The 23,971-nt window shown below is 49.5% G+C and carries 17 protein-coding genes; 9 read left to right on the plus strand and 8 right to left on the minus strand.

The window, feature by feature from the left end:
- Positions 1–34: 34 nt before the first annotated feature.
- Complete coding sequence (gene typA, locus IVG45_RS16295) at positions 35–1,843, plus strand: translational GTPase TypA (protein WP_196434853.1); 1,809 nt, start codon at positions 35–37, stop codon at positions 1,841–1,843.
- Positions 1,844–1,929: 86 nt separating this feature from the next.
- Here typA and IVG45_RS16300 read toward each other — a convergent pair whose 3' ends face one another.
- From IVG45_RS16300 to gmk, 8 genes are all read right to left on the minus strand, one after another.
- Positions 1,930–4,233, minus strand: coding sequence for an EAL domain-containing protein (locus IVG45_RS16300; RefSeq protein WP_230874617.1), 2,304 nt, complete (start codon positions 4,231–4,233; stop codon positions 1,930–1,932).
- A gap of 617 nt (positions 4,234–4,850) precedes the next feature.
- The gene (locus tag IVG45_RS16305; RefSeq protein WP_196434854.1) at positions 4,851–5,663 is read right to left on the minus strand and encodes a sulfite exporter TauE/SafE family protein; all 813 of its coding nucleotides are present in this window, start codon (positions 5,661–5,663) and stop codon (positions 4,851–4,853) included.
- Between the two features lie 214 nt (positions 5,664–5,877).
- On the minus strand, positions 5,878–6,804 hold the full coding sequence (locus tag IVG45_RS16310; protein ID WP_196434855.1) for a hypothetical protein: 927 nt from the start codon (positions 6,802–6,804) through the stop codon (positions 5,878–5,880).
- Between the two features lie 398 nt (positions 6,805–7,202).
- Complete coding sequence (locus IVG45_RS16315) at positions 7,203–8,549, minus strand: DNA recombination protein RmuC (RefSeq protein WP_196434856.1); 1,347 nt, start codon at positions 8,547–8,549, stop codon at positions 7,203–7,205.
- A gap of 526 nt (positions 8,550–9,075) precedes the next feature.
- Positions 9,076–9,465, minus strand: coding sequence for a lysozyme inhibitor LprI family protein (locus IVG45_RS16320; RefSeq protein ID WP_196434857.1), 390 nt, complete (start codon positions 9,463–9,465; stop codon positions 9,076–9,078).
- 55 nt (positions 9,466–9,520) lie between these two features.
- Positions 9,521–10,801: a glutamate-1-semialdehyde 2,1-aminomutase gene (gene hemL, locus IVG45_RS16325; RefSeq protein ID WP_196434858.1), complete on the minus strand. Its 1,281-nt coding sequence runs from the start codon at positions 10,799–10,801 to the stop codon at positions 9,521–9,523.
- Between the two features lie 115 nt (positions 10,802–10,916).
- A complete protein-coding gene (locus tag IVG45_RS16330; protein ID WP_196434859.1) occupies positions 10,917–11,315 on the minus strand; it encodes a hypothetical protein in 399 nt (132 codons plus the stop codon).
- 67 nt (positions 11,316–11,382) lie between these two features.
- Positions 11,383–11,997, minus strand: a complete 615-nt coding sequence (gene gmk / locus IVG45_RS16335) for a guanylate kinase (RefSeq protein WP_196434860.1) — start codon at positions 11,995–11,997, stop codon at positions 11,383–11,385.
- Positions 11,998–12,128: 131 nt separating this feature from the next.
- On the opposite strand from gmk, the gene dnaA reads away from it, so the two are divergent.
- The 8 genes from dnaA to IVG45_RS16375 all read left to right on the plus strand — a co-directional run bounded on the left by dnaA (position 12,129) and on the right by IVG45_RS16375 (position 23,847).
- A complete protein-coding gene (dnaA, locus tag IVG45_RS16340) occupies positions 12,129–13,445 on the plus strand; it encodes a chromosomal replication initiator protein DnaA (protein ID WP_196434861.1) in 1,317 nt (438 codons plus the stop codon).
- 188 nt (positions 13,446–13,633) lie between these two features.
- Entirely contained in the window at positions 13,634–14,737 is a 1,104-nt protein-coding gene (gene dnaN, locus IVG45_RS16345; protein ID WP_196434862.1) for a DNA polymerase III subunit beta, read from the plus strand.
- A 9-nt stretch (positions 14,738–14,746) separates the two neighbouring features.
- Entirely contained in the window at positions 14,747–15,820 is a 1,074-nt protein-coding gene (gene recF / locus IVG45_RS16350) for a DNA replication/repair protein RecF (protein WP_196434863.1), read from the plus strand.
- 117 nt (positions 15,821–15,937) lie between these two features.
- Positions 15,938–18,343, plus strand: a complete 2,406-nt coding sequence (gene gyrB / locus IVG45_RS16355; protein WP_196434864.1) for a DNA topoisomerase (ATP-hydrolyzing) subunit B — start codon at positions 15,938–15,940, stop codon at positions 18,341–18,343.
- A complete protein-coding gene (locus IVG45_RS16360; protein ID WP_442923328.1) occupies positions 18,343–18,636 on the plus strand; it encodes a nucleotidyltransferase family protein in 294 nt (97 codons plus the stop codon). The genes gyrB and IVG45_RS16360 overlap by 1 nt, the downstream gene beginning before the upstream one ends.
- Positions 18,633–18,998 carry a HepT-like ribonuclease domain-containing protein gene (locus tag IVG45_RS16365; RefSeq protein ID WP_196434865.1) on the plus strand — a complete coding sequence of 122 codons (366 nt, stop codon included), beginning with the start codon at positions 18,633–18,635 and terminating at the stop codon, positions 18,996–18,998. Before IVG45_RS16360 ends, IVG45_RS16365 begins: the two co-directional genes overlap by 4 nt.
- 110 nt (positions 18,999–19,108) lie before the next feature.
- Complete coding sequence (locus IVG45_RS16370) at positions 19,109–22,216, plus strand: type I restriction endonuclease subunit R (RefSeq protein ID WP_196434866.1); 3,108 nt, start codon at positions 19,109–19,111, stop codon at positions 22,214–22,216.
- On the plus strand, positions 22,210–23,847 hold the full coding sequence (locus tag IVG45_RS16375) for an HsdM family class I SAM-dependent methyltransferase (RefSeq protein WP_196434867.1): 1,638 nt from the start codon (positions 22,210–22,212) through the stop codon (positions 23,845–23,847). Before IVG45_RS16370 ends, IVG45_RS16375 begins: the two co-directional genes overlap by 7 nt.
- Positions 23,848–23,971 lie beyond the last annotated feature (124 nt).

A 23,971-nucleotide genomic window follows, 5' to 3' on the forward strand; every position in this document is an offset into this window, starting at 1 on the left:
ACTTTTTCCTTACCCAAAATCCCAAGTAAATCCTGTGATAGAAAAACTTAGAAACATCGCGATCATCGCCCACGTCGACCACGGCAAAACCACGTTAGTCGACCAACTTTTACAGCAATCCGGTACCTTCGACGCCCACACCAAAGTCGACGAACGGGTCATGGACTCCAACGCGCTGGAAAAAGAGCGCGGCATTACCATCTTGGCGAAAAACACCGCGATCGACTGGAACGGCTATCACATCAACATCGTCGACACCCCAGGCCACGCCGATTTCGGCGGCGAAGTCGAGCGGGTGTTATCGATGGTGGATTCGGTTTTATTGTTAGTGGATGCCGTTGATGGCCCAATGCCGCAAACCCGCTTCGTGACCAAAAAAGCCTTTGCCTTGGGTTTAAAACCCATTGTCGTAATCAATAAAGTGGATCGCCCCGGCGCCCGCCCGGATTGGGTGGTTGATCAAACCTTTGATTTGTTCGATAACTTGGGCGCAACCGATGAGCAATTGGATTTCCCTATTGTCTATGCCTCGGCGTTGAATGGTTTTGCCGGATTGGAAGCCGATGTGTCGGGCGGCGATATGACACCGCTGTTTCAAACCATTGTCGACAAAGTAGCCCCACCTCCGGTTGAAGTCGATGCACCGTTCCAAATGCAGGTCATCAGCCTGGATTACAACTCTTATGTCGGCGTCATCGGTATCGGCCGTATTCAACATGGCAAAGTCACCCGCAATATGCCGCTAACCATCGTCGATAACGAAGGTAAAACCCGTAGCGGCCGGATGTTGAAACTCTACGGTTTCCATGGTTTGGAACGGGTTGAAGTGGAAACCGCGCAAGCGGGCGACATTATTGCCTTCTGCGGTATTGAGAATCTAAAAATCTCGGAAACCTTGTGCGACCCTAATAATGTAGTTGCCTTGCCGCCACTATCGGTCGATGAGCCGACCGTCAGCATGACCTTCCAGGTCAATAACTCACCGTTTGCCGGTAGAGAGGGTAAATTCATTACCACCCGCCAAATTTATGACCGCTTACAAAAAGAGTTACAGCACAACGTAGCCTTGCGGGTTGAAACCACCGATGATCCGGATAAATTTAAAGTATCGGGTCGTGGCGAATTGCATTTATCGGTCTTGATCGAAAACATGCGACGCGAAGGTTTCGAGATGGGCGTTTCACGTCCACAAGTGATTATCAAGGAAATCGATGGGGTTAAATCGGAACCCTATGAAAATGTCACGATTGAAGTGGAAGAGCAACACCAAGGCGCGATCATGGAAAAACTGGGCGACCGCAAGGGTGATCTAAAAGACATGGTGCCGGATGGTAAAGGCCGTATCCGTTTGGAATATGTGGTGCCTTCGCGTGGCTTGCTGGGCTTCCAAACGGAATTCCTGACCGCAACGTCCGGATCGGGTTTGTTCTATCACGTATTCGACCATTACGGCCCGGTGAAAGAAGGTGCCGTGGGTAATCGAATTCGTGGCGTTTTGATCTCTATGTCCAAGGGCAAAGCGGTAGATTATTCTTTATATCCACTACAGGCTCGCGGTGAGCTATTAGTGGTGAATGGTGATGAAATCTACGAAGGTCAATTAGTTGGTATCCATTCGCGTAGCAATGATTTGGTGGTTAATCCAACCAAACCCAAGCCATTAACCAACATTCGCGCAGCAGGTACCGATGACAGTTTGACCTGCGCCAAAATACAAAAAATGACTTTGGAGCAAGCTTTGGAATTTATCAGCGACGATGAACTAGTCGAAGTCACACCGAAGTCGATTCGATTACGTAAAATTTTATTGACTGAAAACGACAGAAAACGCGCCTCTCGCTAAGCGGAATAAACGCGACCGTTCCCATAGATATGGGAACGGCTTCCTATCCTACCCTTGAATATTTCAAACCGCGGTCATAGCGCGAGTTAATTAGCGCCACAATGTGAACTTTCCAGCTGCGCTTGATTGGCTTGCAACAAGCGCGATAGTTCACGATTCTCCCGTTGCAACTCGTAAATATCGAAAGCATCCTTGATATGCTGGCACAGCGCCTCGTCTTCCCAGGGCTTGGTCAGAAACTTGTAAACCGCGCCCTGGTTCACCGCATCGATCACCGAATTCAGTTCGGCATAACCCGAAAGCACCATGCGCATCGTGTCTGGATAAATTTGCTTGACCCGGCGCAGGAATTCGGTACCGGTCATTTCCGGCATGCGCTGGTCACAAAGCACAACTCCCGGCTGATAAGTGGCCATCAAATCAAATCCTTCTCTGGCACTGGTGGTACTGAGGATACTGAAACCTTTACGGCGCAACGAGCGAGTCAGTGCGGAAATAATATTCGGCTCATCATCCACCAACAGCAACACCCGTTCGGGTTTATCGATCTGTCCAGGCGGTATGCTGCGCCCCTCGCGCAATAGTAAGGCAAAGTCATCCGCAAGCAACGGACGGCTGAAGAAATAGCCCTGAATTTCCTCGCAGCCCACCCCGCGCAAAAATCCTAGCTGACCTTCGGTTTCGACACCTTCGGCGATGACGGTCAAGCCCAGACTGTGGGCCATCCCGACAACGGCACGGACGATGGCCGCGTCGCTGGGATTGGAGGTAATATTGGTAACGAACGATCGATCGATCTTGATACGAGCGGCTGGCAGCCGCTGCAAATAACTCAATGAAGAATAGCCGGTACCGAAATCATCCAACGCGAAACTGACACCATCCGCATTCAAGTCGTGCATGGTGCGGATTACATTATCGGCATTCAGCAGCACGATACTCTCGGTCAGCTCCAACTCCAACCATCTCGGTTCAAGACCCGACTCATCCAGAATACGTCCAACCATGGCCCGAATATCGCCGCTGAGAAACTGCCTGGCCGAAAGATTGACCGCCATCCTGATCGGCGGCAATCCTTCGTTCTGCCAATCTCGAGTGCAACGGCAGGCCTCCTGTAACACCCATTCACCGACTTCGCTGATCAGTCCATTCTCTTCCAATAATGGAATAAAATCCTGGGGCGATACTAAACCGTAATCACGACTCTGCCAGCGCAACAAAGCCTCCGCACCGATAATTTTACCGGTGGACAGTTCCAACTGCGGTTGAAAATGCAGGATGAACTCATTGCGTTCCAATGCCCGGCGCAGGGCGGTATCGAGATTTAACTGCCGACGCGACCCTTCATCCATGTCGGCAAAAAAGAAACGGCAGGTGCTGGTTGTGTCCTGGGTAGATGCCGCCTGTATGGCATGCTTCAATACCTCGGCCGGTTCGCCATCCAAGGGATAACGCGCGATGCCAATGAATGGGTCGAGGAAGAATTCCTGATGATTGACCGCTATGGACTCAGCCAATCCCTTATGAATCCGCCATGCCATCTCTTCGACTAGATCGAGTCCTTCGGGATCTAGCAGCATGAGCGCGAATTTGGATTCGGTGATACGCGCTACAGTAACGCCGGTCACTACCGTTTCCAGCCTGCTTCCCATGGCTCGAATGATGTCTTGGCCGGCATCGGGCCCCAACAATTGCACGATGCCATGAAAGCGACGCAGATTAACAACAACCACGACCACCTGCTGAGCGGCTCCATTCTTACACGCCTCGATTAGCCGCTCCTCGAATAATGCTCGGCTGGGCATGCCGGTTTGGGAATCATAGTAAACCAGATAACGCATTTTACTTTCGGCGGCGATGCGTCTTTCCTCAAGCCTGATCACATCGAGAGCAAACGAAATATCATCCACCACTTCCACCAGCAAATTGACTTCCGCTTCACGAAAAATCCCGGCCTCGGTAGCCGCAACATTGAAAGCGCCGATGATTTTACCTTCTAGCCGGATAGGGAAGGAACTTCCCGCATGTAAGCCCAACTGCTCGGACATATTGCCCCATGTAGTCCTACACAGATCCTCGCTGGCTTCCTTGTCGCCGCTAAAGGCTACGGTGTTGCATTTATTCAGCTTCTTCAGTTGCGATATCGTGATTGCACCGGCCGAGGCAACCGGAATAACGTCATCCATTTCTGGATTGAGTAATCCAACCCACGCCAGCGCAAAACCGCCTTGTTCGACGGCGATACGGCAAGCGGCACGGTAAAGCTCTTGCGGATCCTTTGTACGAATAATAATCCGGTTGATATGACTCAGCATGGCATAAAGCTGCATCTGGCGTTTCAGCTCGGTTTCCGCATTGATCGATTCAATCCGCAAATCACTCGCTTCCATGATTGTCTCCCAACAGTTTATTGATACAAGCCTGCATACCCAACGATCCAATGGTTTAGTAACGATCTCAAATATCCCGGCAGGGCCAGACAGGCTTGAGAACCATCATCGAGAGTGATCACCATAACGATAGGATTATTAGTAGCAACCAACGGCTACTTAGGCTAATCGATAACTTCATCCCCGGACTAGCAAGACTGATGAAGTGAGTAAAATCCGCTCGAAACATGTGGAGCTTTCTTCATGTTGAGTAATACACGTTGGTTGCGATACCTATTTAATCGGATACATCGATGCAACCTAAATTAATCAGAGCTATGAATTTCGGTAGCTGGCGGATTTGGGTAGCTTATCGAAATTTCAATTTTGCGTAAGATTTTCTAACATCAATTCTCTTGCTAAGCCGTAAGGAATGCAAGCCTTTTCCTTGCAAAGCTCTATCAGGAAATGTTATGAGATTTGTATGATTGGATAAGCGAGGCTGGTTGGCTCGGAATGTATTTCCCGCTAAACCCAACTTGGCCAATAGATTGGCAATCAGTCCGATTCTAGATCCGGCTTCAGCCGCAATTCAAAGTTAACTATTGCGCTTGAAGCCGTTTCTTAAGAAACCACTGTTATTGAAGAACGAACTTGAAACCGATAACCATCAACAAAGTCGCCAGCACCGGCCGCAAAAAATATTCCGGTATTTTGGCGCTCAAATGGCTCCCTATCCATATGCCAGGTACAGAACCCAACAACAAGCTCCCCAATAATTCCAGATCGAAATTTCCCATGCTCAAATGGCCTAATCCCGCCACGGCCGTCAACGGAATCGCGTGGGCAAGATCGGTACCGACCACCTTTACCGTGGTCATACGCGGGTAAAGAAACAACAAGGCTACCGTTCCCAGTGCGCCGGCGCCTACGGAAGATAGTGTTACCAATACACCTAACACCATACCGGTCAATACCGTGGCAATTTTTTCCCAACGCGGTGAAAAACGGCCACTGTTCTCCGGGGTACTATGCTCGTCATCGACTAGCTCCTGTTTCGCCGCTCTATGCAACAGCACGCTACGCACCAACAATGCGGATGCCGTCAACAACAAGGCTATTCCCAGGGTGAAAGTAATCATGCCGGTGATTTCCTTGCCCACGTCCATCAAGTTTTTCAGCACATAAAGGGTAATGCCGGCAAACGGTAAACTTCCCAACGATAACCAACCCACGATTTTCCAATCCACCGATTGATGTTTGCCGTGATGAACAAACACGCCGGCGGATTTGGTTATTGCCGCATAGAGCAGATCGGTACCCACCGCTACCGCCGGTTTGAAGCCGAACAAAAATACTAGCAACGGTGTCATTAAAGAGCCACCGCCAACTCCGGTGATGCCGACCAGGAAACCGACCCCAAATCCGGAAGCCGTGTACAGTAAATTCATGAATCTAGTCCTTCAAAAATAGCTATGTTAGAAAATACTATATCAGTCGGACCATTGAATACTTAATGATTAATCGACATATCCCTATTCAATTTTTAGATAAGCAGCCATCGAATATTATCCCAGCCTTGATCGCCAATTACTTGAAAACAGACAATTCATCCTAACAACAGCCGAATGCGTCAAGCCCGACACAAGTTGCCGTTTACCCGTATCATTGTAAAGACTGTACAAGCAATTCCAATGGCGACAATGAAATGATTGCTCTGAACAGTAATACATTATTGCTGCCGACCAAACCGAAACATTCATAGTCCAACGCCGTAGCGGACGGCTCACCAAAATCGTGTTCAGACGAATTCCGAGCCGGTTTGATCAAAATATGCAGCGCATCGGTGCTTTTCAGTTGGGACAACCCAGTTCGATCAACACTGATTTTATGTGAAGTGAAAACCATCGGATTTTTTTCGAAATCGTGACGTTTTTTCAAGGCCTTTTCCAACAAGGCGCTGGACAGCAAAGAACAAGGAAACATCTCCGGAAAAACGACCTTATCCTGTAATTCATCGAAAAACTCGGTTTGATCCCGCAAGGAACCACACAGAAAATTTTTTGCGTTACTGGTGGTCATGAATTTACGTTTTAAAAAATGCCCGCTAGCGAGAAAAGTTCGATCGGGTTCAGACCGTAAATCGCCCATTCCGGAAAAATCCGCATCGGCCAGATACAGGGGTTCCGCGCTTTCCTTTTTATACCCCAGCAAGGCCAGACTAGCATCGCTTTTGACCATGATCCGATTACTCAACATAGGCAAGGGCTGCGTTTTGAACTGAGAAGCCTTGATCTCCACTTCAACGAACTGGCCAGGTTTGATGGCGCTGGCGAATGAAAACTGATAATTACTGAAGTTCAGCCCATGTTGTTCGATCAAGCCATACTCATCGGCTTGACGCCGGTAGGCGGCTATCTTGCCTTCCACCAGCGATTCCAATTGAAAACCTAGCGTTATCGGCCCGTTGAAAGGATTGCCCTTGATCTTGTGCCAGTTTCTGCTGTCATGAAACAGGTTGAAATCATCCGTGGAATTTCGGGCAACATCGATATGAAGTTGAGTGAAAATATCTGCGTTGATCTCATACATAGTTGATTCCTCTGTCTATGAAGCACGGTCAATGTGACAAAATTTTAACATCCGCTATGGCGAAAACCATTAGGCACCACCCCAACTCAGAAAACCCGTCTATCTTAAGCACAGCTGTTAGCAGCTTGTGTGAAGTAATTAGCCAAAGCTGTGGATAAACTGCTGTAAAAAATACCATCTCAAGTTATCCACAATCAGTAAACAAGCACGAACCCGGACAAACCACAATATTATTTTTCATACAAAGCTATGATTTTTATTAAAAATAATAGCTTTTCCACAACAAACATCAATGCTAGTAGTAATAATTAAATAAAGATATTTATATGTTTATAATTATTAAGCAACGGCAGTCTTACGGCAAACAACCTTGTTTAAACCTTGATGAATTGGTCAAGCTAACTGCCTTGATCTTGCTGCATTTGCTCGGTCAAACTTTTTGGCAACTTCTTCTTGACCTTCACGCCTAATTCCTCAAAAGCGCTGGCTTGACGGAGCAGATTGCCACTGCCGGTACTCAGTTTGTTGACAATACCGTCGTAAGTCTTGTGGACAGTGTTGAGCTGGTTGCCGAGTTTTTCGATGTCTTCCACGAAGCCTCTGATCTTGTCGTACAAACTGCCGGCCTTATCGGCGATCAGTCTGGCGTTTTCGTTCTGTTGCTCGTAGCGCCAGATGTTTTGCACGGTGCGCAGCGTCGCCAGCAAGGTGGTCGGGGTGACGACGACGATCTTGTGTTCGAAGGCATCGTTGAACAGCTTTTCATCGGCCTGAAACGCAGCCATGAAAGCGGCTTCGATCGGCATGAACAGCAACACGAAATCCAGCGAGCGCAGGCCTTTCAGGCTGGAATAATCCTTGTTGCTCAGGCCCTTGATGTGGTTACGCACCGCTTCGGTGTGCTGTTTCAAGGCTTCGATACGCTGGTTGTCGTCTTCCGCCGAACAATAACGCTCATAGGCCAACAAGGATACTTTGGAATCGATGATCACATCCTTGTTTTCCGGCAGGCGGACGATGACGTCGGGCTTGAACAAGCGGTTGTCTTCGTCGCGGAACGCGCCCTGGGTTTGATATTCGATACCCTTGCGTAAACCGGATTGCTCCAGCACTTTTTCCAAAATCATCTCTCCCCAGTTGCCCTGGGCTTTGTGATCGCCTTTCAAGGCGCGGGTCAAATTCAGCGCTTCCTGGTTCATTTTGGCGGTATCGCGGCGTAGGGAAACGATTTCCTCGCGCAGACTGATCCTGTCCTTGGTTTCGTTGTCGTAGACGCTTTCGACGCGGTTTTTGAATTCACCAAGTTGCTGTTTCAGCGGTTCGACTAAGGTTTCTATGCTGACTTTATTGTGTTCTGCAAATTGCTTGCCGCGTTCTTCAAAGATCTTGTGCGCTAGACTCTCGAACTGGGCTTTTAACTGATTTTCCGCATCTTGCAGCAAGCGAATTTTTTCGGCATTGCTTTTATGTTGTTCCTGCTGGCGGGCGTTGAGATCGGCGTTTTCGGTTTTCAGTTGTAACAATTGCTGTCGCAGGGTCTCCAGCTCGGCTTCCTTGGTTTGCAACAAGGTCAGTCTTTCCTCGGCCACCGCCAGTTTTACGGCTTGTTGCTGGAGTTGCTGTTGCTGCTCTTCGATTTGCCGGCTTAGTATCAACCGGCGTTTGCCAGTTAGCCAGGCGCTAACGCCATATCCAACCAATGCAGCAAGCACTGTGGTTATTGGCAAAATCCAAGTTTCAATCAAAATCCTTGCTCCAAGATGATAACAACGACGATAGTCGGCCAATGCATCTCCGCCCAGCCATTATCAAATTATGCATTCGTTCCGCTGCGAAACCTTGGAAACGAAGCGTTAGCGAGTGAAGGTTGAGTAGTCCCTGGAAGCCGTAGCGCCGGGCGGTTTTTCGACTAGAAAAACTGCAAGGCATCGCGAAACGGCGTCGAGTCATGCGAGAGCCAAGGCTTTGATCCCCTTGTTGGGTCAAAGGCGAGGCGACGCGGACGGCCAGGGCCGCCGCAGGCAATCACGTGGCGGTGTAGGCGCGATTGCTAGCCAGGGATGGCTAGCAATCTTTCCCGCCGGAAGCCGACACTCGCCGACTGGTTCCCACGCGCTGTGTGGTAACCCAGATTTCGCCGCGCTGCGGCGAGAAAGCCCGGCATTCCCTTGCAGCGAGTGGGAATGAGGAATAACAGCTGTCATAGGGCAGATATCCGCCCTTGTACGGGTTACACGTTGCGGAAAGCAGGTCGCGGTGTCGCCCACTAGATTAGAGGTCACTGTCGCTCCCTTCCCCAGCAAGCTCTTTAAGTTCCTCAAGACGCTCAGACGTGATTCTAGAAACGCACCGCCCATAGCTAACGGAGTTGATCCCTCCATGAACTATTTGCTCAAGATCACATTCAGACTTTTTGTATTTGACCCAACTCTCCTGGGATTTAACCAATGAGTCTCGTGCATTATCCATTTTATTTTTCTTGTATTCGACCAGGAGTTGTTTGTACAAAACATTAATTTTTGATTGACCGTCATCAGCGCTCTTCCTGGCAATACACGCAGAAAAATAAGTGCTCCCGTCAGCCTCTCCGCAGTCGTCAAAGGAATAGGCTTGAGATGCAAATAATGCTGTAAAAAACATAGCTAAAACTCTAATGCCCATGTCGCAACCTCTAACAAGTAATCAAAAAATTTCCGCATATCATCCCAAATCAACCTCACAACCCCTTAAACACCTCACCCGCAGCATCCACAGTCGCCTGCAAATCCTGATCCGTATGCGCCGCCGAGACGAAACCAGCCTCAAATGCCGAAGGCGCCAGATACACGCCTTGTTCCAGCATGCCATGGAAGAAGCGTTTGAAACGGTCCTGATCGCACTTCATCACCTGGGCGAAACGGCTGATGGATTTTTCCTCAGTGAAGAACAAACCAAACATCGCGCCAACCTGATTGGTGGTGAAGGCGATGCCGGCCTGGTCGGCGGCAGCTTGCAGGCCGGCCAGCAATTGCGTGGTTTTGGAGGTCAAGGCCTGATAGAAACCCGGTGCGCTAATCAATTCCAGGGTTTTCAAACCCGCCGCCATTGCCACCGGATTGCCAGACAAGGTGCCGGCCTGATAGACCGGACCCAGCGGGGCCAGATGTTCCATGATCTTGCGGCTGCCGCCGAAGGCGCCGACCGGCATGCCGCCGCCGATGATCTTGCCCAGCGTGGTCAGATCGGGTTTGATGTTGTATAGGCCTTGCGCGCTATGCAGATCTACTCGGAAACCGGTCATCACTTCATCGAAAATCAGCACGCTGCCGTATTGGTCGCAGACTTCACGCAAGGTTTGCAAAAAGCCCGGTTTCGGCGGAATGCAGTTCATGTTGCCGGCCACCGGCTCGACGATGATGCAGGCGATCTTGTCGCCGAGTTCGACGAAGGTGCTGCGTACCGCGTCGCTGTCGTTATAGGTCCGCGTGATGGTGTCGGCGGCGACAGAGGCCGGCACGCCGGGCGAGCTGGGCACGCCGAAAGTCAATGCGCCGGAACCGGCCTTGACCAATAAAGAATCGGAATGGCCGTGGTAGCAGCCCTCGAATTTGACGATCTTGTCGCGGCCGGTGTAGCCGCGCGCCAGACGCAAGGCGCTCATGGTGGCTTCGGTGCCGGAGCTGACCATGCGCACCATGTCTATGGACGGCAGCATTTCGCAGACTTTTTGCGCCATGCGGGTTTCGATTTCGGTCGGTGCACCGAAGCTCAGGCCTTTTTCGGCGCTTTGCTTGACGGCTTCAATGACATCCGGATGGGCGTGGCCCAGGATCATCGGTCCCCAGGAACCGACGTAATCGATGTAGCGTTTGTTTTCGCTGTCATAGACGTAGGCGCCCTGGGCGCGGTCGAAGTAGACCGGCGTGCCGCCGACGCCGCTAAAGGAGCGCACAGGGGAATTAACGCCGCCGGGGATGAATTTTTTGGCTTGGGTGAATAGGTCGCTGGATTGTGTCATGGAGAATCAGAAATTTGGCTTAATCGGAAGGCTTGGGTTAGCTCGAAAAAGACTAACCCAAAACTCAGGCTGACAGGTTGGGTTACGGCTTATTAAACCCAACTGAATAATATGACTACTTGCCGAACAAATGCGGTCCCTTGGGTTGCGGCTTGTTTTGCAGACAGAAAAAAGCGGCGGCGTCGAACTTGATTTGCAAGGTATGGGTATCTTCGTGATCATCCAGATATTTCTCGGCATCCACTTCGGCCAAGTCTTCGACAATATGTTCGGCGATACAACCGCAGGATTCGGTAAAGCGTTTTTCGTCGATGTCTTTATTGACCGAATTTTTCATTTCCCGAGTCACGCAATTTTTGGCGAAGGTTTTTACGAATTTTTGTTTAACCGTATCGCTAGCTTCACCGGCATCGACGTTGTTATTGTTGACCGGTTTGGTTTTGGCGGCGGGTTTTTCCGGTGCGGCAGTGTCTGGTTTGTCGTCTGAACAGGCAGTCAGCAAGATTGCCGACATCGAAATTATTAACAAACCCAGAAACCTTTTTGTACTTTTTGTGTTTTTCATCATTGTCATCTATTGATTAGTTAAGTAAATCTTCCAGCAACGGCGCTAATACCTGTTGCTGCCGGTTTTGAAGTAGACGGTTGGCTATGATCACGCTCTTTAATTGATTCAATGCCGTGGCAAAATCGTCATTGACGATCAGATAATCGAACTCGGGATAATGGCTCATTTCCGTAACGGCATCGCGCATACGTCTGTCTATCACCTCGGCGTTATCTTGACCGCGATTTTGTAAACGCCGCTTTAGCACCTCGATCGAGGGTGGCAAAATAAAAATGGAAACACTTTCCGGCAACATTTGCCTGATCTGTTGCGCACCTTGCCAATCTATTTCCAGAATCACATCCAGCCCTTGGGCCAGGTTATCTTCCACGGTTTTTTGAGCCGTGCCGTAAAAATTGTCGAATACCCGAGCATGCTCCAGAAAGGCCTGATGTTCGATCATATCTTTAAACTGATCGATCGAAACGAAAAAATAGTCGACGCCGTTGCTTTCTCCGGCACGCATGGCGCGGGTGGTATGGGATACCGAAACCGCCAGCATGTCCATCTCTATCTTAAGCTGTTTAACCAGACTGGTTTTGCCGGCGCCGGAAGGAGCCGAGATGATGTAAAGTTTGCCTGTAATCATTTGAGTTTGAAGGTGTAATCAGTGCGGCCGTCATTTTTTTCTGATAACGTCCAAGAGTCAAGCCAAAAAACCGTCCGGCGGGGGGGCTGTGGTATTATGAACAGCCTTTCCAACCCCATTTATACATGCCAATGAGCGCTATTTGGAACAATTGTCTGGCCAAACTTGAGCACGAAATACCTACGACCGATTTCAGTACCTGGATAAGGCCATTACAGGCCGTGGAAACCGATAGCCAGTTGAAATTGCTGGCCCCCAACCGTTTCATCATCGACCATATCAAGCAACATTTTTTTTCCGCAATAGAAGACGCGGTTAATGAATTTTCCAATGCAACCCTGGCCGTGCAATTTGAAATCGGCAGCAAAAAAGCCCCAGCCATCAAGGCTCCCACGCTGAACAAAAGTCCGACTCAAAAAAAGAACCAGCCTAATTTTTTGAACAAAGCTTTTACCTTTGAAAGCTTCGTCGAAGGTAAATCCAATCAACTGGCCAGAGCCGCATCGGTGACGGTTTCCGATAATATCGGCAAAGTCTATAACCCGCTGTTCATTTACGGCAGTTCCGGTTTGGGCAAGACTCATTTGATGCATGCGATTGGCAATGCCGTGTTGCTGAAAAATCCCAATGCCAACATCGTTTATCTGCACTCGGAAAAGTTCGTGCAGGACATGGTCAAAGCCTTACAACAAAACAGCATCAATTACTTTAAAGACTACTATCGTAACATCGACGTATTGTTGATGGATGACATCCAGTTTCTGGCCGGCAAGGAACGTTCACAAGAAGAGTTTTTCCACACCTTTAATAATTTGTTGGATCAAAAACATCAAGTGGTACTGACCTGCGATAAATATCCCAAGGAAATCGTTGGTCTGGAAGACAGACTGAAATCGCGTTTCGGCTGGGGTTTGCCGGTGGCGATCGAACCGCCCGATTTGGAAACACGCACCGCGATTTTGATCAAAAAAGCCATGCAGGCCGGCGTAACCCTGGAACAGGAAATAGCCTTCTTCATCGCCAAACGCATTCCTTCCAATGTTAGAGATCTGGAAGGCGCATTAAGACGTGTGGTTGCCAACTCGCAATTTACCGGCCGTGAAATCACCCTGGAATTTACCAAGGAAGCCTTGCACGACTTGATCAGCCTGCAGGATAAACTGGTTAGCATCGACAACATTCAAAAAACCGTGGCCGAGTATTTCAAAATCCGCGTGGCGGATTTGTCAGCCAAAAGCCGTAAACAATCGTTGACCCGCCCCCGGCAAATTGCCATGTGTCTGGCTCGAGAATTAACTTCGCATAGTTATCCGGAAATCGGCGATGCCTTTGGCGGTCGCGACCACACCACGGTCATCAACGCTTGTAAGCGGGTTGCCGAGTTGAAAGACGACGATGTAAAAATTGCCGAAGACTATAAAAACCTGTTGAGAACTCTATCGCATTAATTGCGGATAAGTTGGGGATAAACCGGGGTGAAATCGTGCTAGTTGAGTTATCCCCAATCCTCCAACAGGCTAAATTTGAGATAAGCAACAAGTTAAAACTTAGCTAAACTTATGTTTATTCAGTATAAACAATGGTTTTCCACAGCTTTTTGTCTACATAGTAGTAACAATAAATAAAAAATATTTATATGAAATTTATTATAAGCAGAGATCAAATCTTAGCGCCGCTACAACAAATCGTCAGCGTGATCGAGAAACGGCAAACCATGGTCATCCTGTCCAATGTGTTGCTGCAAGTAAACGATGGACGCTTGGTAATGACCGGCTCGGACACCGAAATTCAGATTGTCAGCCAGCTTAATCTGGAATTACCGGCGGACGATGGCGAAATCACGGTTCCAGCCCGTAAATTTTTGGATATTTGTCGCTTACTCCCTTCCGGCGCCGAAATTAAATTTGAACTACAGCAAGACAAAGTTAAATTGGCATCGGGACGCAGCCGATTTTCATTAAGTACCCTTCCCGCCGAAAATTATCCCGAGTTCAACGAGTCCGAATTTGACTATCAGTTTTTCCTAAATGCTGGAAAATTCAAGAAAGGTTTGGATAAAACGCTGTTTTGCATGGCTAACCAGGATGTGCGCTATTACCTAAATGGTTTGTTACTGCATGTCAGCAACTCCAAACTGAAATTAGTCGCATCGGATGGCCATCGTTTATCGATTTTCGAAGGCGATATAGGCCAAGCCACGGGGTATGAGGCTCGTATCATCCTGCCTAGAAAGGCTGTTCAGGAAATCAACCGTTTATTGGATGATGTCGATGCCGAACTCAACATCCAGTTTTCCAATAATCACATCCGTATTTTGTATAAAGACGTGGTGTTCTCGTCGAAACTGATCGACGCAAAATTCCCCGACTTTAGCAAAGTGTTTAACCAATCCTTCATGAGCCCTTTACTGATTCAAAAGCAATTGTTGAGAGAGGCACTGACTCGTGTGGCGATTCTCTCCAATGAAAAATACAAGGGGGTGACATTTGATATTGGTGGCGACTTATTAAAACTCAGCACGCATAATCCGGAGCATGATGAAGCCGAGGAAGAATTGATCATCGACTATCAGGGACAGTCATTGAACATTGCTTTTAATTCACAATACATGTTGGATGCGGTTTCCAATCTGGATTCAGAACTGGCAGTGATGACAATAGCCAGCAATGCCAGCAGTTGCATCATAGAGGAACCCGAACAACCTTTATTCAAGTTTATTGTGATGCCGATGCGGATGTAAGCACCAATCATGACCTTGTTAAAACTGGATGTTTTGTCGGTTAGAAACATTCAATCGGCTAGTATTTTGCCTTCACCAACAATCAATTTCATCACCGGTGACAATGCCAGCGGTAAAAGTTCGTTATTGGAGGCAATCTTTATTTTGGGCAGAGCCCGCTCATTCCGCACCCATCACATCAGACAATCCATCAGCTTCGAGCAACCGGGCTTGATAGTGGCCGCGCAACATCGTCAACACACTGGCTCTGTCAGCAGTATCGGCATCAAGATCGATACCAAACAATGCGAAATTCATATCGATCAGGAAAATTGTCAAAAAGCCGAGTTAGCCTACAGGTTGCCGGTACAATTGATACACCCGAAAAGCTATCGGTTATTGGATGCGGGTCCGCAAATCCGCCGCGAATTTCTGGATTGGGGGATTTTTAACCACAGCAAAAACTTTTTACCTAATTGGCGAAAATTCAGCAAAGCGCTTCAACAGCGCAATGCCTTACTTAAGACTCGTCAGGTAAAACAGCTTTCTGCTTGGGACAAGGAACTGGTCGAGTACGGCAGCGTGGTAAACGATTTCCGGAATGAATACCTCCAAGCCCTACAACCGGTGTTTTTAGACTTGGCTAGGCAATTTCTCGACACGGCACGGATCGAGTTTCGTTTTAGTTGTGGTTGGGACGCTAAAAGTAGCTTGGAACAAATACTGAAAACCGATCTTGAAAAGGATCTGCGTTACGGTTTTACCCATAGTGGTCCGCATAGGGCTGACTTTCAAGTTCTGCATAATTCAAGAATCGCTAAGGATTATCTATCGCGCGGGCAGCTAAAACTGTTAATGCTGGCTTTAATGTTGTCGCAAGTTAGTTTGCTAAACCTCGAAGGCCAAAATGACTGCTGTATCTTGATTGATGACCTTACCGCCGAATTGGATACAGAAAACAGGGCAAAATTGCTAAAATACCTGGCTAGGATCGGATGCCAGGTTTTCATGACCAGTACCGAACTAGCCGATTTCGGCGATTTGATTACCCTAAATAATTATAAAGTGTTTCACGTGGAACACGGTTGCATCCGGCAATTTTAGTGTTTCACGTGAAACATCAACAACACACATCAAGCACGTTTCTTCAAACTCTTTTGTTTGTTAAACAAAAGCAGACGCGGCATTGTTGTACAACACCAAACAATGGAATACAAAACCATGAGTGAACAATACGATAGTTCGAATATCACAGTACTTAAAGGACTGGATGCGGTAAGAAAACGCCCCGGTATGTACATCGGCGATACCGACGATGGTTCAGGGTTGCATCACATGGTATTCGAGGTTGTCGACAATTCCATCGATGAAGCACTGGCGGGTTACTGCAAGGGCGTTGATGTCGTGATTCACGAAAATGGTTCAATATCGGTCTATGACGACGGTCGCGGTATCCCGGTCGATATTCACCAAGAAGAAGGACGCTCGGCGGCGGAAGTCATCATGACCGTGTTGCATGCCGGCGGTAAATTCGATGACAACGCCTACAAGGTTTCCGGCGGATTACATGGCGTGGGCGTATCGGTAGTCAATGCGCTGTCGGAAGAATTGACCCTAAAAGTACGCAAGGGTGGCAAGCTGTACCAACAAAAATATCTGCTGGGGGAACCGGTAGCACCAATGGCTGTAGTAGGAGAATCGGAAGGTTCCGGTACCTATATCAACTTCAAACCCAGCCCCACGATTTTTACCCATATCGAGTTTCATTACGACATCCTAGCCAAACGTTTGCGCGAACTGTCGTTTTTGAATTCCGGGGTGAGGATCTCGCTACGAGACGAAAGAACCGGCAAGGAAGACGTATTCGAATTCGAGGGCGGCATCAGTGCCTTCGTCCAACATCTGAATAAAAACAAAACCCCGCTGTTTGAAAAAGTTTTCCATTTCATAGCCGAAAAGGAAGGCGTCACCGTGGAAGTTGCGATGCAGTGGAACGATTCCTACCAGGAAAACGTGTACTGTTATACAAATAACATCCCGCAACGTGATGGCGGTACTCACCTGGCGGGTTTCAGGGGGGCATTGACTCGCACTATCAATCAATACATCGAAACCAACGGTCTGGCGAAGAAGGAAAAAGTCGCCACCACCGGCGACGACGCCCGCGAAGGCTTAACTGCGGTATTGTCGGTGAAAGTGCCCGATCCCAAATTTTCCTCCCAAACCAAGGATAAACTGGTCTCGTCGGAAGTGAAGCCGTTGGTCGAATCGACCATGAACGAAAAGCTGCAGGAATTCCTGCTGGAACAGCCTCAAGTGGCCAAGGCTATCGTCAACAAGATAATTGATGCCGCCAGAGCGCGAGAGGCCGCGCGTAAGGCCCGCGAGATGACGCGGCGCAAGACAACCCTGGATATTGCCGGCCTGCCCGGCAAATTGGCCGACTGCCAGGAAAAAGACCCAGCCTTGTCCGAACTGTTCATCGTGGAAGGGGACTCGGCGGGAGGATCGGCCAAACAAGGCCGCGATCGCCGCACCCAAGCCATCCTGCCTTTGAAAGGTAAAATCCTCAACGTCGAAAAAGCCCGCTTCGACAAAATGATTTCGTCCGAGGAAGTTGGCACCCTGATCACCGCGTTGGGCTGCGGCATCGGCAAGGACGAATACAACGTCGACAAACTGCGCTATCACCGTATCATCATCATGACCGATGCCGACGTCGACGGTTCGCACATCCGTACCCTGCTGCTGACTTTCTTTTACCGGCAACTGCCGGAACTGGTCGAGCGCGGCCATATTTACATCGCCCAACCGCCGCTGTACAAAGTCAAAAAAGGCAAACAGGAACATTACGTCAAGGACGATAGCGCGTTGAACCAATACTTGATTCAACTGGCACTGGACAAAGCTCAACTGCAAACCGATGCCGATACCCCAATTATTCAAGGCCAAGGCCTGGAAAAACTGGCGACTGAATTTGCCGAAGTCACGGCCGTGATTAACCGTCTGTCCAGACGATATGACGATCTCTATCTGGAACAGATGACTTATCTGCAACCCTTGGACGAAGCAACCAAAGCCGACAAGGATAAATTAAGCGCTTGGTTTGCCCAGCTCGAAAGCAACCTGAATGTCGGTAATAACAAAGCCGTATTTAGCACCGAGCTGAAATATCACGGTGGCGACGATTTCGACGTTACCGTCAATAAACGCCTGCACGGGATTACCAAAACATTTGTTTTGCACGCGACTTTCTTTACCGGCAATGATTACCAAAAAATTGCCCGTTACTCTGAACAAACCTTGAGCTTGTTCGGCCCGGATTCCGTGATGCGCATGGGCGAACGCGAGCAATCGGTCAGCAACTTCAAGGAAGCCTTCGAATGGATGATGAAGGAAGTCAAAAAAGGCCAGCATATCCAGCGCTACAAAGGTCTAGGTGAGATGAACCCTGAACAGCTCTGGGAAACCACCCTGGACAGCAACAGCCGCCGCTTGCTGCAAGTCACCATTAACGACGTCATCGCCGCCGACGAAATCTTCACCACGCTGATGGGCGATGTCGTAGAACCTAGACGAGATTTTATTGTGAAGAATGCGTTGGATGTGACGAATTTGGATGTTTAATGATGAAGCCGTCGGAAGCCTTGGAATCCAAGCGCATGGTGATTCGCCAGTTGGTCGGTCGGTTCCGGGCGGCCAACCCAAGAGTTTTTGGCTCGGTGCTTTACGGCACCGACCGCGACGGCAGCGATCTTGATTTGTTGGTGGATACGCTGCCCGGAGCGACCTTGTTTGATCTCGGCGGATTGCAACTTGAACTAGAAGATTTGTTGGCAGTTCCCGTCGATCTGCTGACTCCCGGCGATCTTCCTTCGAAATTCCGCGATCGGATATTGGCCGAAGCCCAACCAGTATGATTGTCAATCGCCTTGCCGATTATCTCGACCACATGCAACAAGCCGCATCCGATGCTTGTAGTTTTGTCGAAGGTTTGAGCAAGGAAGAATTTCTTAGCGATAAACGCACGCAACAAGCGGTAGTGATGAGTTTGATCATCATCGGTGAAGCCGCAACCAAGGTGATGGATCGTTATCCCGCCTTCATCGAAAAGCATTCGAATGTGCCCTGGCGGAACATGCGCGGCATGCGCAATCGGATTGCCCACGGTTATTTTGAAATCAACTTCGAAGTGGTTTGGGATACGGTTTGTTCTGCTTTGCCGGAGCTATTGAGTCAACTGTCGTTGGTGCGTAGCGATGCCGATGCAGAAGATGATTAGCGCCCACGGTTTTTTCACATAAAGCCGGAAAATCCTGCTCAAAATGTTTTTATAGCGGATCCATTTCGTTCAATTTAGTCTGCGTTCCCAGCCTTCTCATAAAGGATTACATGAAGTTTACCGAAGATACGCGCGTCAAGATTCCAGTCATCCTGCATTTGGTTCGTCTCGGCTACCAATACTTATCACTGAAGGAACAGCGATGGGATTTGGAGAGCAACTTATTTCCCGATTTGTTTAAAGCCGCAATCAGCAAGATCAATCCCGGTATGGCCGATGCGGACGTAGATCGTTTGTTCGCGGATGTAAAACTCACGCTGGACAACGACGACCTCGGCCAAGCTTTCTACCAAAAACTGATAGACCGCTCCGGCACCAAGCTGATCGACTTCGAGAACTTCAACAATAATAGCTTCCACGTCGTTACCGAGCTAACCTACCAAAACGGTGACGAAGAATTCCGGCCCGACATCACCTTGCTGATCAACGGCATGCCGCTGGTGTTTATCGAAGTTAAAAAGCCTAACAACCGCGAAGGCATACTCGCCGAACGAGACCGCATCAATAAACGCTTCCAAAACGCCAAGTTCAAGCGTTTCGTCAACGTCACTCAGTTGATGATCTTCTCCAACAACATGGAGTACGACGACGGCGACGTTCAGCCGATTCAGGGCGCGTTTTATGCCAGCCCGTCTTATCTGGAACCGCAATTCAACTATTTCCGCGAAGAAGAAGTGTTGAATTGGACGGCTATGCTCAAGCCCTTATCCGACGAGACGGAACGGAATGTCCTGAAAGACAATAATCTGGAAGTCATCCGCAGCAATCCGGAATTCATCACCAATAAAGACCCTAACAGACCAACCAATCGGATTTGCACCTCGTTGTTGAGCCGAGAGCGGCTGGCGTTTGTATTACGTTACGCCTTGACCTACGTTCATGAAACCGACGGCTTGCAAAAGCATGTCATGCGTTACCCGCAGCTATTCGCCACCAAAGCCATCGAGCGTAAACTCAACGATGGTATTAAGAAAGGCATCGTCTGGCACACCCAGGGCAGCGGCAAAACCGCGCTGGCCTATTACAACGTGCGTTTTTTGACCGATTACTTCCAACAGCGGCAAATCGTCCCCAAGTTCTATTTCATCGTCGACCGTATCGACTTGCTGACTCAAGCGCACCGGGAATTCACCAGTCGCGGCTTGACCGTGCATACCATCGACTCGCGCGAAGCCTTCAGCCGCGACATCAAAGCCACGCAAGTGATCCACAACCATTCCGGCAAGCCCGAGATCACCGTCGTCAACATCCAAAAATTCAAGGATGACCCGGATGTGGTTTCCACCAAGGATTACGACGTTGCCATTCAGCGGGTGTACTTTCTGGATGAAGTACACCGCAGCTACAACCCCAAAGGCAGCTTCCTGGCCAATCTGGACCAATCCGACCGCAACGCCGTCAAAATCGGCCTGACTGGCACGCCGTTGCTGGGCGACGATTACAACTCCCGCACCCTGTTCGGCGACTATATCCACAAGTATTACTACAACGCCTCTATTGCCGACGGCTACACCTTGCGACTGATCCGGGAAGAAATCGCCACCAACTATAAAATCGCCCTGCAACAGGCACTGGCGGAAGCGGAAGTATTACAAGGCGACGTCGACAGGAAACTGGTCTACGCTCATCCTGCCTTCGTCGAACCGATGCTCGATTACATCGTCACCGATTTCGAAAAAAGCCGAGGCGCGCTGAACGATGCCAGTATCGGCGGCATGGTGATTTGCGACAGCGCGGAACAAGCCCGGCAACTGTTCGAGCTATTCAATGCCAAATACGCAAAAGCCCCTGTTCCGGCAGAAGCAGCCGCCAATGATCCCGACTTTCCCCAGTTAAAACAGGCAGCCGAAACGTCCGGCTTTTACCGAGTCAAACGCAAACAAGATAACAAGGTCAGATCGGCGGCCTTGATTCTGCACGATGTCGGCGGCAAGGAAGAACGCAAGGATTGGGTGGAGGATTTCAAGGCCGGCAAAATAGACTTCCTGTTCGTATACAACATGTTGCTCACCGGTTTCGATGCCAAGCGCCTGAAGAAACTCTACCTGGGCCGGGTGATCCGTAAACACAACCTGCTGCAAGCCTTGACGCGGGTCAACCGCACCTACAAAGACTTTCGCTATGGCTATGTGGTGGATTTTGCCGATATTCGCCAGGAGTTCGATGCCACCAACAAGGCCTATTTCGACGAACTGCAAGCCGAACTTGGCGACGAGATGGAGCATTACTCCCACCTGTTTAAATCCCAGGAGGAAATCGCCGCTGAAATCGAACATATCAAGGATATGCTGTTTCGATTCGATATTGAAAATGCCGAAGTGTTTTCCCAACAGATCAGCGCCATACAAGACCGGGAAACCGTACTGGCCTTGAAAAAATCCCTGGCCGATGCCAAGAGCCTGTACAACCTGATCCGCTTGCAGGGCGAATACGGCTTTTTGGAACAGCTGGATTTTCAAAAACTCAATCAGCTCTACCGGGAAACCAGCAATCGCCTGGATTTGCTCAATCTCAAGGAAACCATCGAACAGGGCAGCGATACCATCAACCTGCTGAACGTCGCGTTGGAAGAAGTGATCTTCAAGTTCATCAAGATCGGCGAAGAAGAGCTGGTATTGGCCGACAAGCTGAAAAACACCCTGCGCCGCACCCGTGAAGCGCTGGCCAGCAACTTCGACCAACAAGACCCCAAGTTCGTCACCTTAAAGGAAGAGCTGGAACGGCTGTTCAAGAAAAAGAATTTGTCCGAAGTGACGCAGGATGACATGAACGCCAATATCGACGCCCTGAACAAAATTCATGAGCGCATCAAGGAACTGAACCGCCAGAACCAGCAACTGCGCGATAAATACCACGGCGATGCCAAATACACCCGCATTCATAAACGCCTGATCGAACACGGCGGCCTGTCCGATTCCGAACGTCAAATCTTCGCGGCACTGACCGGCATCAAACAGGACGCCGACCAGCAAGTGCTGCAAAATACCCAAATGCTGGATAATGAAAGTTATTTCGAGCGCACCATGATGCCGATTGTCATCAACCGCTTCATGAAACAGCAACACATCAAACTCAATCCTGACGCCAGCCATTACATCAACCATCTGGTCGTCGCGGAATACCTGAAAGAATTTAATACCGGAGCAAGTAATTGGTAGAGCTGGAATTTCAACAAAAAACCAAAGCCCTGATCGACAGCCTGAAAGCCATTTGCGCCAATTATGGCCTGGGCAATGACGGCAACGAATTCAAAATCATCACCCAGACTTTTCTCTACAAGTTCTTAAACGACAAATTCGCTTTCGAAGCCAAAAAGCTGGATGCATCCATCGCCAAGGCCGACAAATGGGAAGAGGCGCTGGCCCAACTCAGCGCAAACGATCTGGAAATGCTGCAATTGCAACTGGGCCCGGACACCGCGCGCCTGAAACCCAGCCATTTCATCAATTACCTGTTCAGCCAGCAAAACGCGCCGGACTTCGCTAAGCTGTTCGACGACACCCTGATGGACATCGCCATCAGCAACAACGACGTGTTCGCGGTCAAAACCGACGGCGGCGCGAAAGTGGTGCTGTTCGACCGCCTCAGCAACTACATCGCCGACGATTCCAAACGCGACGAATTCTGCCGCGCCATTATCAACAAACTGGTGGAGTTCAGCTTCGAGCGCATCTTCAATCAAAAATTCGACTTCTACGCCACCATCTTCGAATACCTGATCAAGGACTACAACAGCAACAGCGGCGGCAAATACGCCGAGTATTACACCCCGCACGCCGTGGCCCGCATCATGGCGGCGATTTTGGTGCCGGAAGATCAACAAGGCATCGTCAAAAACGTCAGCGTCTACGATCCGTCGGCGGGTTCCGGCACCTTGTTGATGAACGTCGCCCACGCCATCGGCGAAAACCGTTGCTCGATATTCACCCAGGACATTTCGCAAAAATCCTCCAACCTGCTGCGCCTGAATCTGATCCTCAATAATCTGGTGCATTCCATCCCCAACGTCGTCCAGGGCAACACCTTGCTGCACCCGTCGCACAAGGACGGCGGCGAACTCAAGCGTTTCGATTACATCGTCTCCAATCCGCCGTTCAAAATGGACTTCAGCGATTTCCGTGACGACCTCGACACCAAAGCCAACAAGCAACGCTTTTTTGCCGGTATCCCCAAGATCAAGGCCAAGGCCACCGACAAAATGGAAATCTACCAGTTGTTCCTGCAACACATCATTTACTCGCTTAAACCCAGTGGCAAGGCGGCGGTCGTGGTGCCGACCGGCTTCATCACCGCCCAAGCCGGCATCGACAAAGCCATCCGCGAACATCTGGTCAACAATCAAATGCTGGCCGGCGTGGTGTCCATGCCCAGCAACATCTTCGCCACCACCGGCACCAACGTTTCCATCCTGTTCATCGACACCCTGAATCTGGGCAAGGTGGTGATGATCGACGCCTCCAACCTGGGCGAGAAGATCAAGGACGGCAAAAACCAGAAAACCGTGCTCACCGCCGCCGAAGAGCAACGCATCATCGACGTCTTTAACGGCAAGCAGCAGCAGGACGATTTTTCGGTGGTGGTCAGCTACCGCGACATCGCCGCCAAGAATTACTCGCTCAGCGCCGGGCAGTATTTCGATGTGAAGATTGAATATGTCGATATAACGCCGGAGCAGTTTGCCGAGAAGATGCGGGTGTTTAATGAAAATTTGGATAGTTTGTTTGGTCAGTCGCGGGAATTGGAAGCCGAGATTAAAAAACAGATTGCAGGGTTAAAGTTCAATGCCTAGAAATGTCGAATTGGCTTGTAATATTACGACTGGAAAGCTAGATACCAATTGGCTTGTAGGATGTGCCGACGCAAGGAGGCGCATCGATCGCGACCGATGCGCTTCACGTAGTTCAGCACATCCT

This window comes from Methylomonas sp. LL1 (genome assembly GCF_015711015.1).
Classification (GTDB): domain Bacteria; phylum Pseudomonadota; class Gammaproteobacteria; order Methylococcales; family Methylomonadaceae; genus Methylomonas.

What these genes read in the sequence shown, in the direction of transcription:
- gyrB (WP_196434864.1), top strand. Translation starts at nt 15,938, where the DNA reads ATGAGTGAACAATACGATAGTTCGAATATCACAGTACTTAAAGGACTG.
- recF (WP_196434863.1), top strand. Translation starts at nt 14,747, where the DNA reads ATGACCTTGTTAAAACTGGATGTTTTGTCGGTTAGAAACATTCAATCG.
- gmk (WP_196434860.1), bottom strand. Translation starts at nt 11,997, where the DNA reads ATGATTACAGGCAAACTTTACATCATCTCGGCTCCTTCCGGCGCCGGC.
- IVG45_RS16305 (WP_196434854.1), bottom strand. Translation starts at nt 5,663, where the DNA reads ATGAATTTACTGTACACGGCTTCCGGATTTGGGGTCGGTTTCCTGGTC.
- IVG45_RS16300 (WP_230874617.1), bottom strand. Translation starts at nt 4,233, where the DNA reads ATGGAAGCGAGTGATTTGCGGATTGAATCGATCAATGCGGAAACCGAG.
- IVG45_RS16370 (WP_196434866.1), top strand. Translation starts at nt 19,109, where the DNA reads ATGAAGTTTACCGAAGATACGCGCGTCAAGATTCCAGTCATCCTGCAT.
- IVG45_RS16330 (WP_196434859.1), bottom strand. Translation starts at nt 11,315, where the DNA reads ATGTCGGCAATCTTGCTGACTGCCTGTTCAGACGACAAACCAGACACT.
- dnaN (WP_196434862.1), top strand. Translation starts at nt 13,634, where the DNA reads ATGAAATTTATTATAAGCAGAGATCAAATCTTAGCGCCGCTACAACAA.
- IVG45_RS16320 (WP_196434857.1), bottom strand. Translation starts at nt 9,465, where the DNA reads ATGGGCATTAGAGTTTTAGCTATGTTTTTTACAGCATTATTTGCATCT.
- hemL (WP_196434858.1), bottom strand. Translation starts at nt 10,801, where the DNA reads ATGACACAATCCAGCGACCTATTCACCCAAGCCAAAAAATTCATCCCC.
- dnaA (WP_196434861.1), top strand. Translation starts at nt 12,129, where the DNA reads ATGAGCGCTATTTGGAACAATTGTCTGGCCAAACTTGAGCACGAAATA.
- IVG45_RS16310 (WP_196434855.1), bottom strand. Translation starts at nt 6,804, where the DNA reads ATGTATGAGATCAACGCAGATATTTTCACTCAACTTCATATCGATGTT.
- IVG45_RS16365 (WP_196434865.1), top strand. Translation starts at nt 18,633, where the DNA reads ATGATTGTCAATCGCCTTGCCGATTATCTCGACCACATGCAACAAGCC.
- IVG45_RS16360 (WP_442923328.1), top strand. Translation starts at nt 18,343, where the DNA reads ATGATGAAGCCGTCGGAAGCCTTGGAATCCAAGCGCATGGTGATTCGC.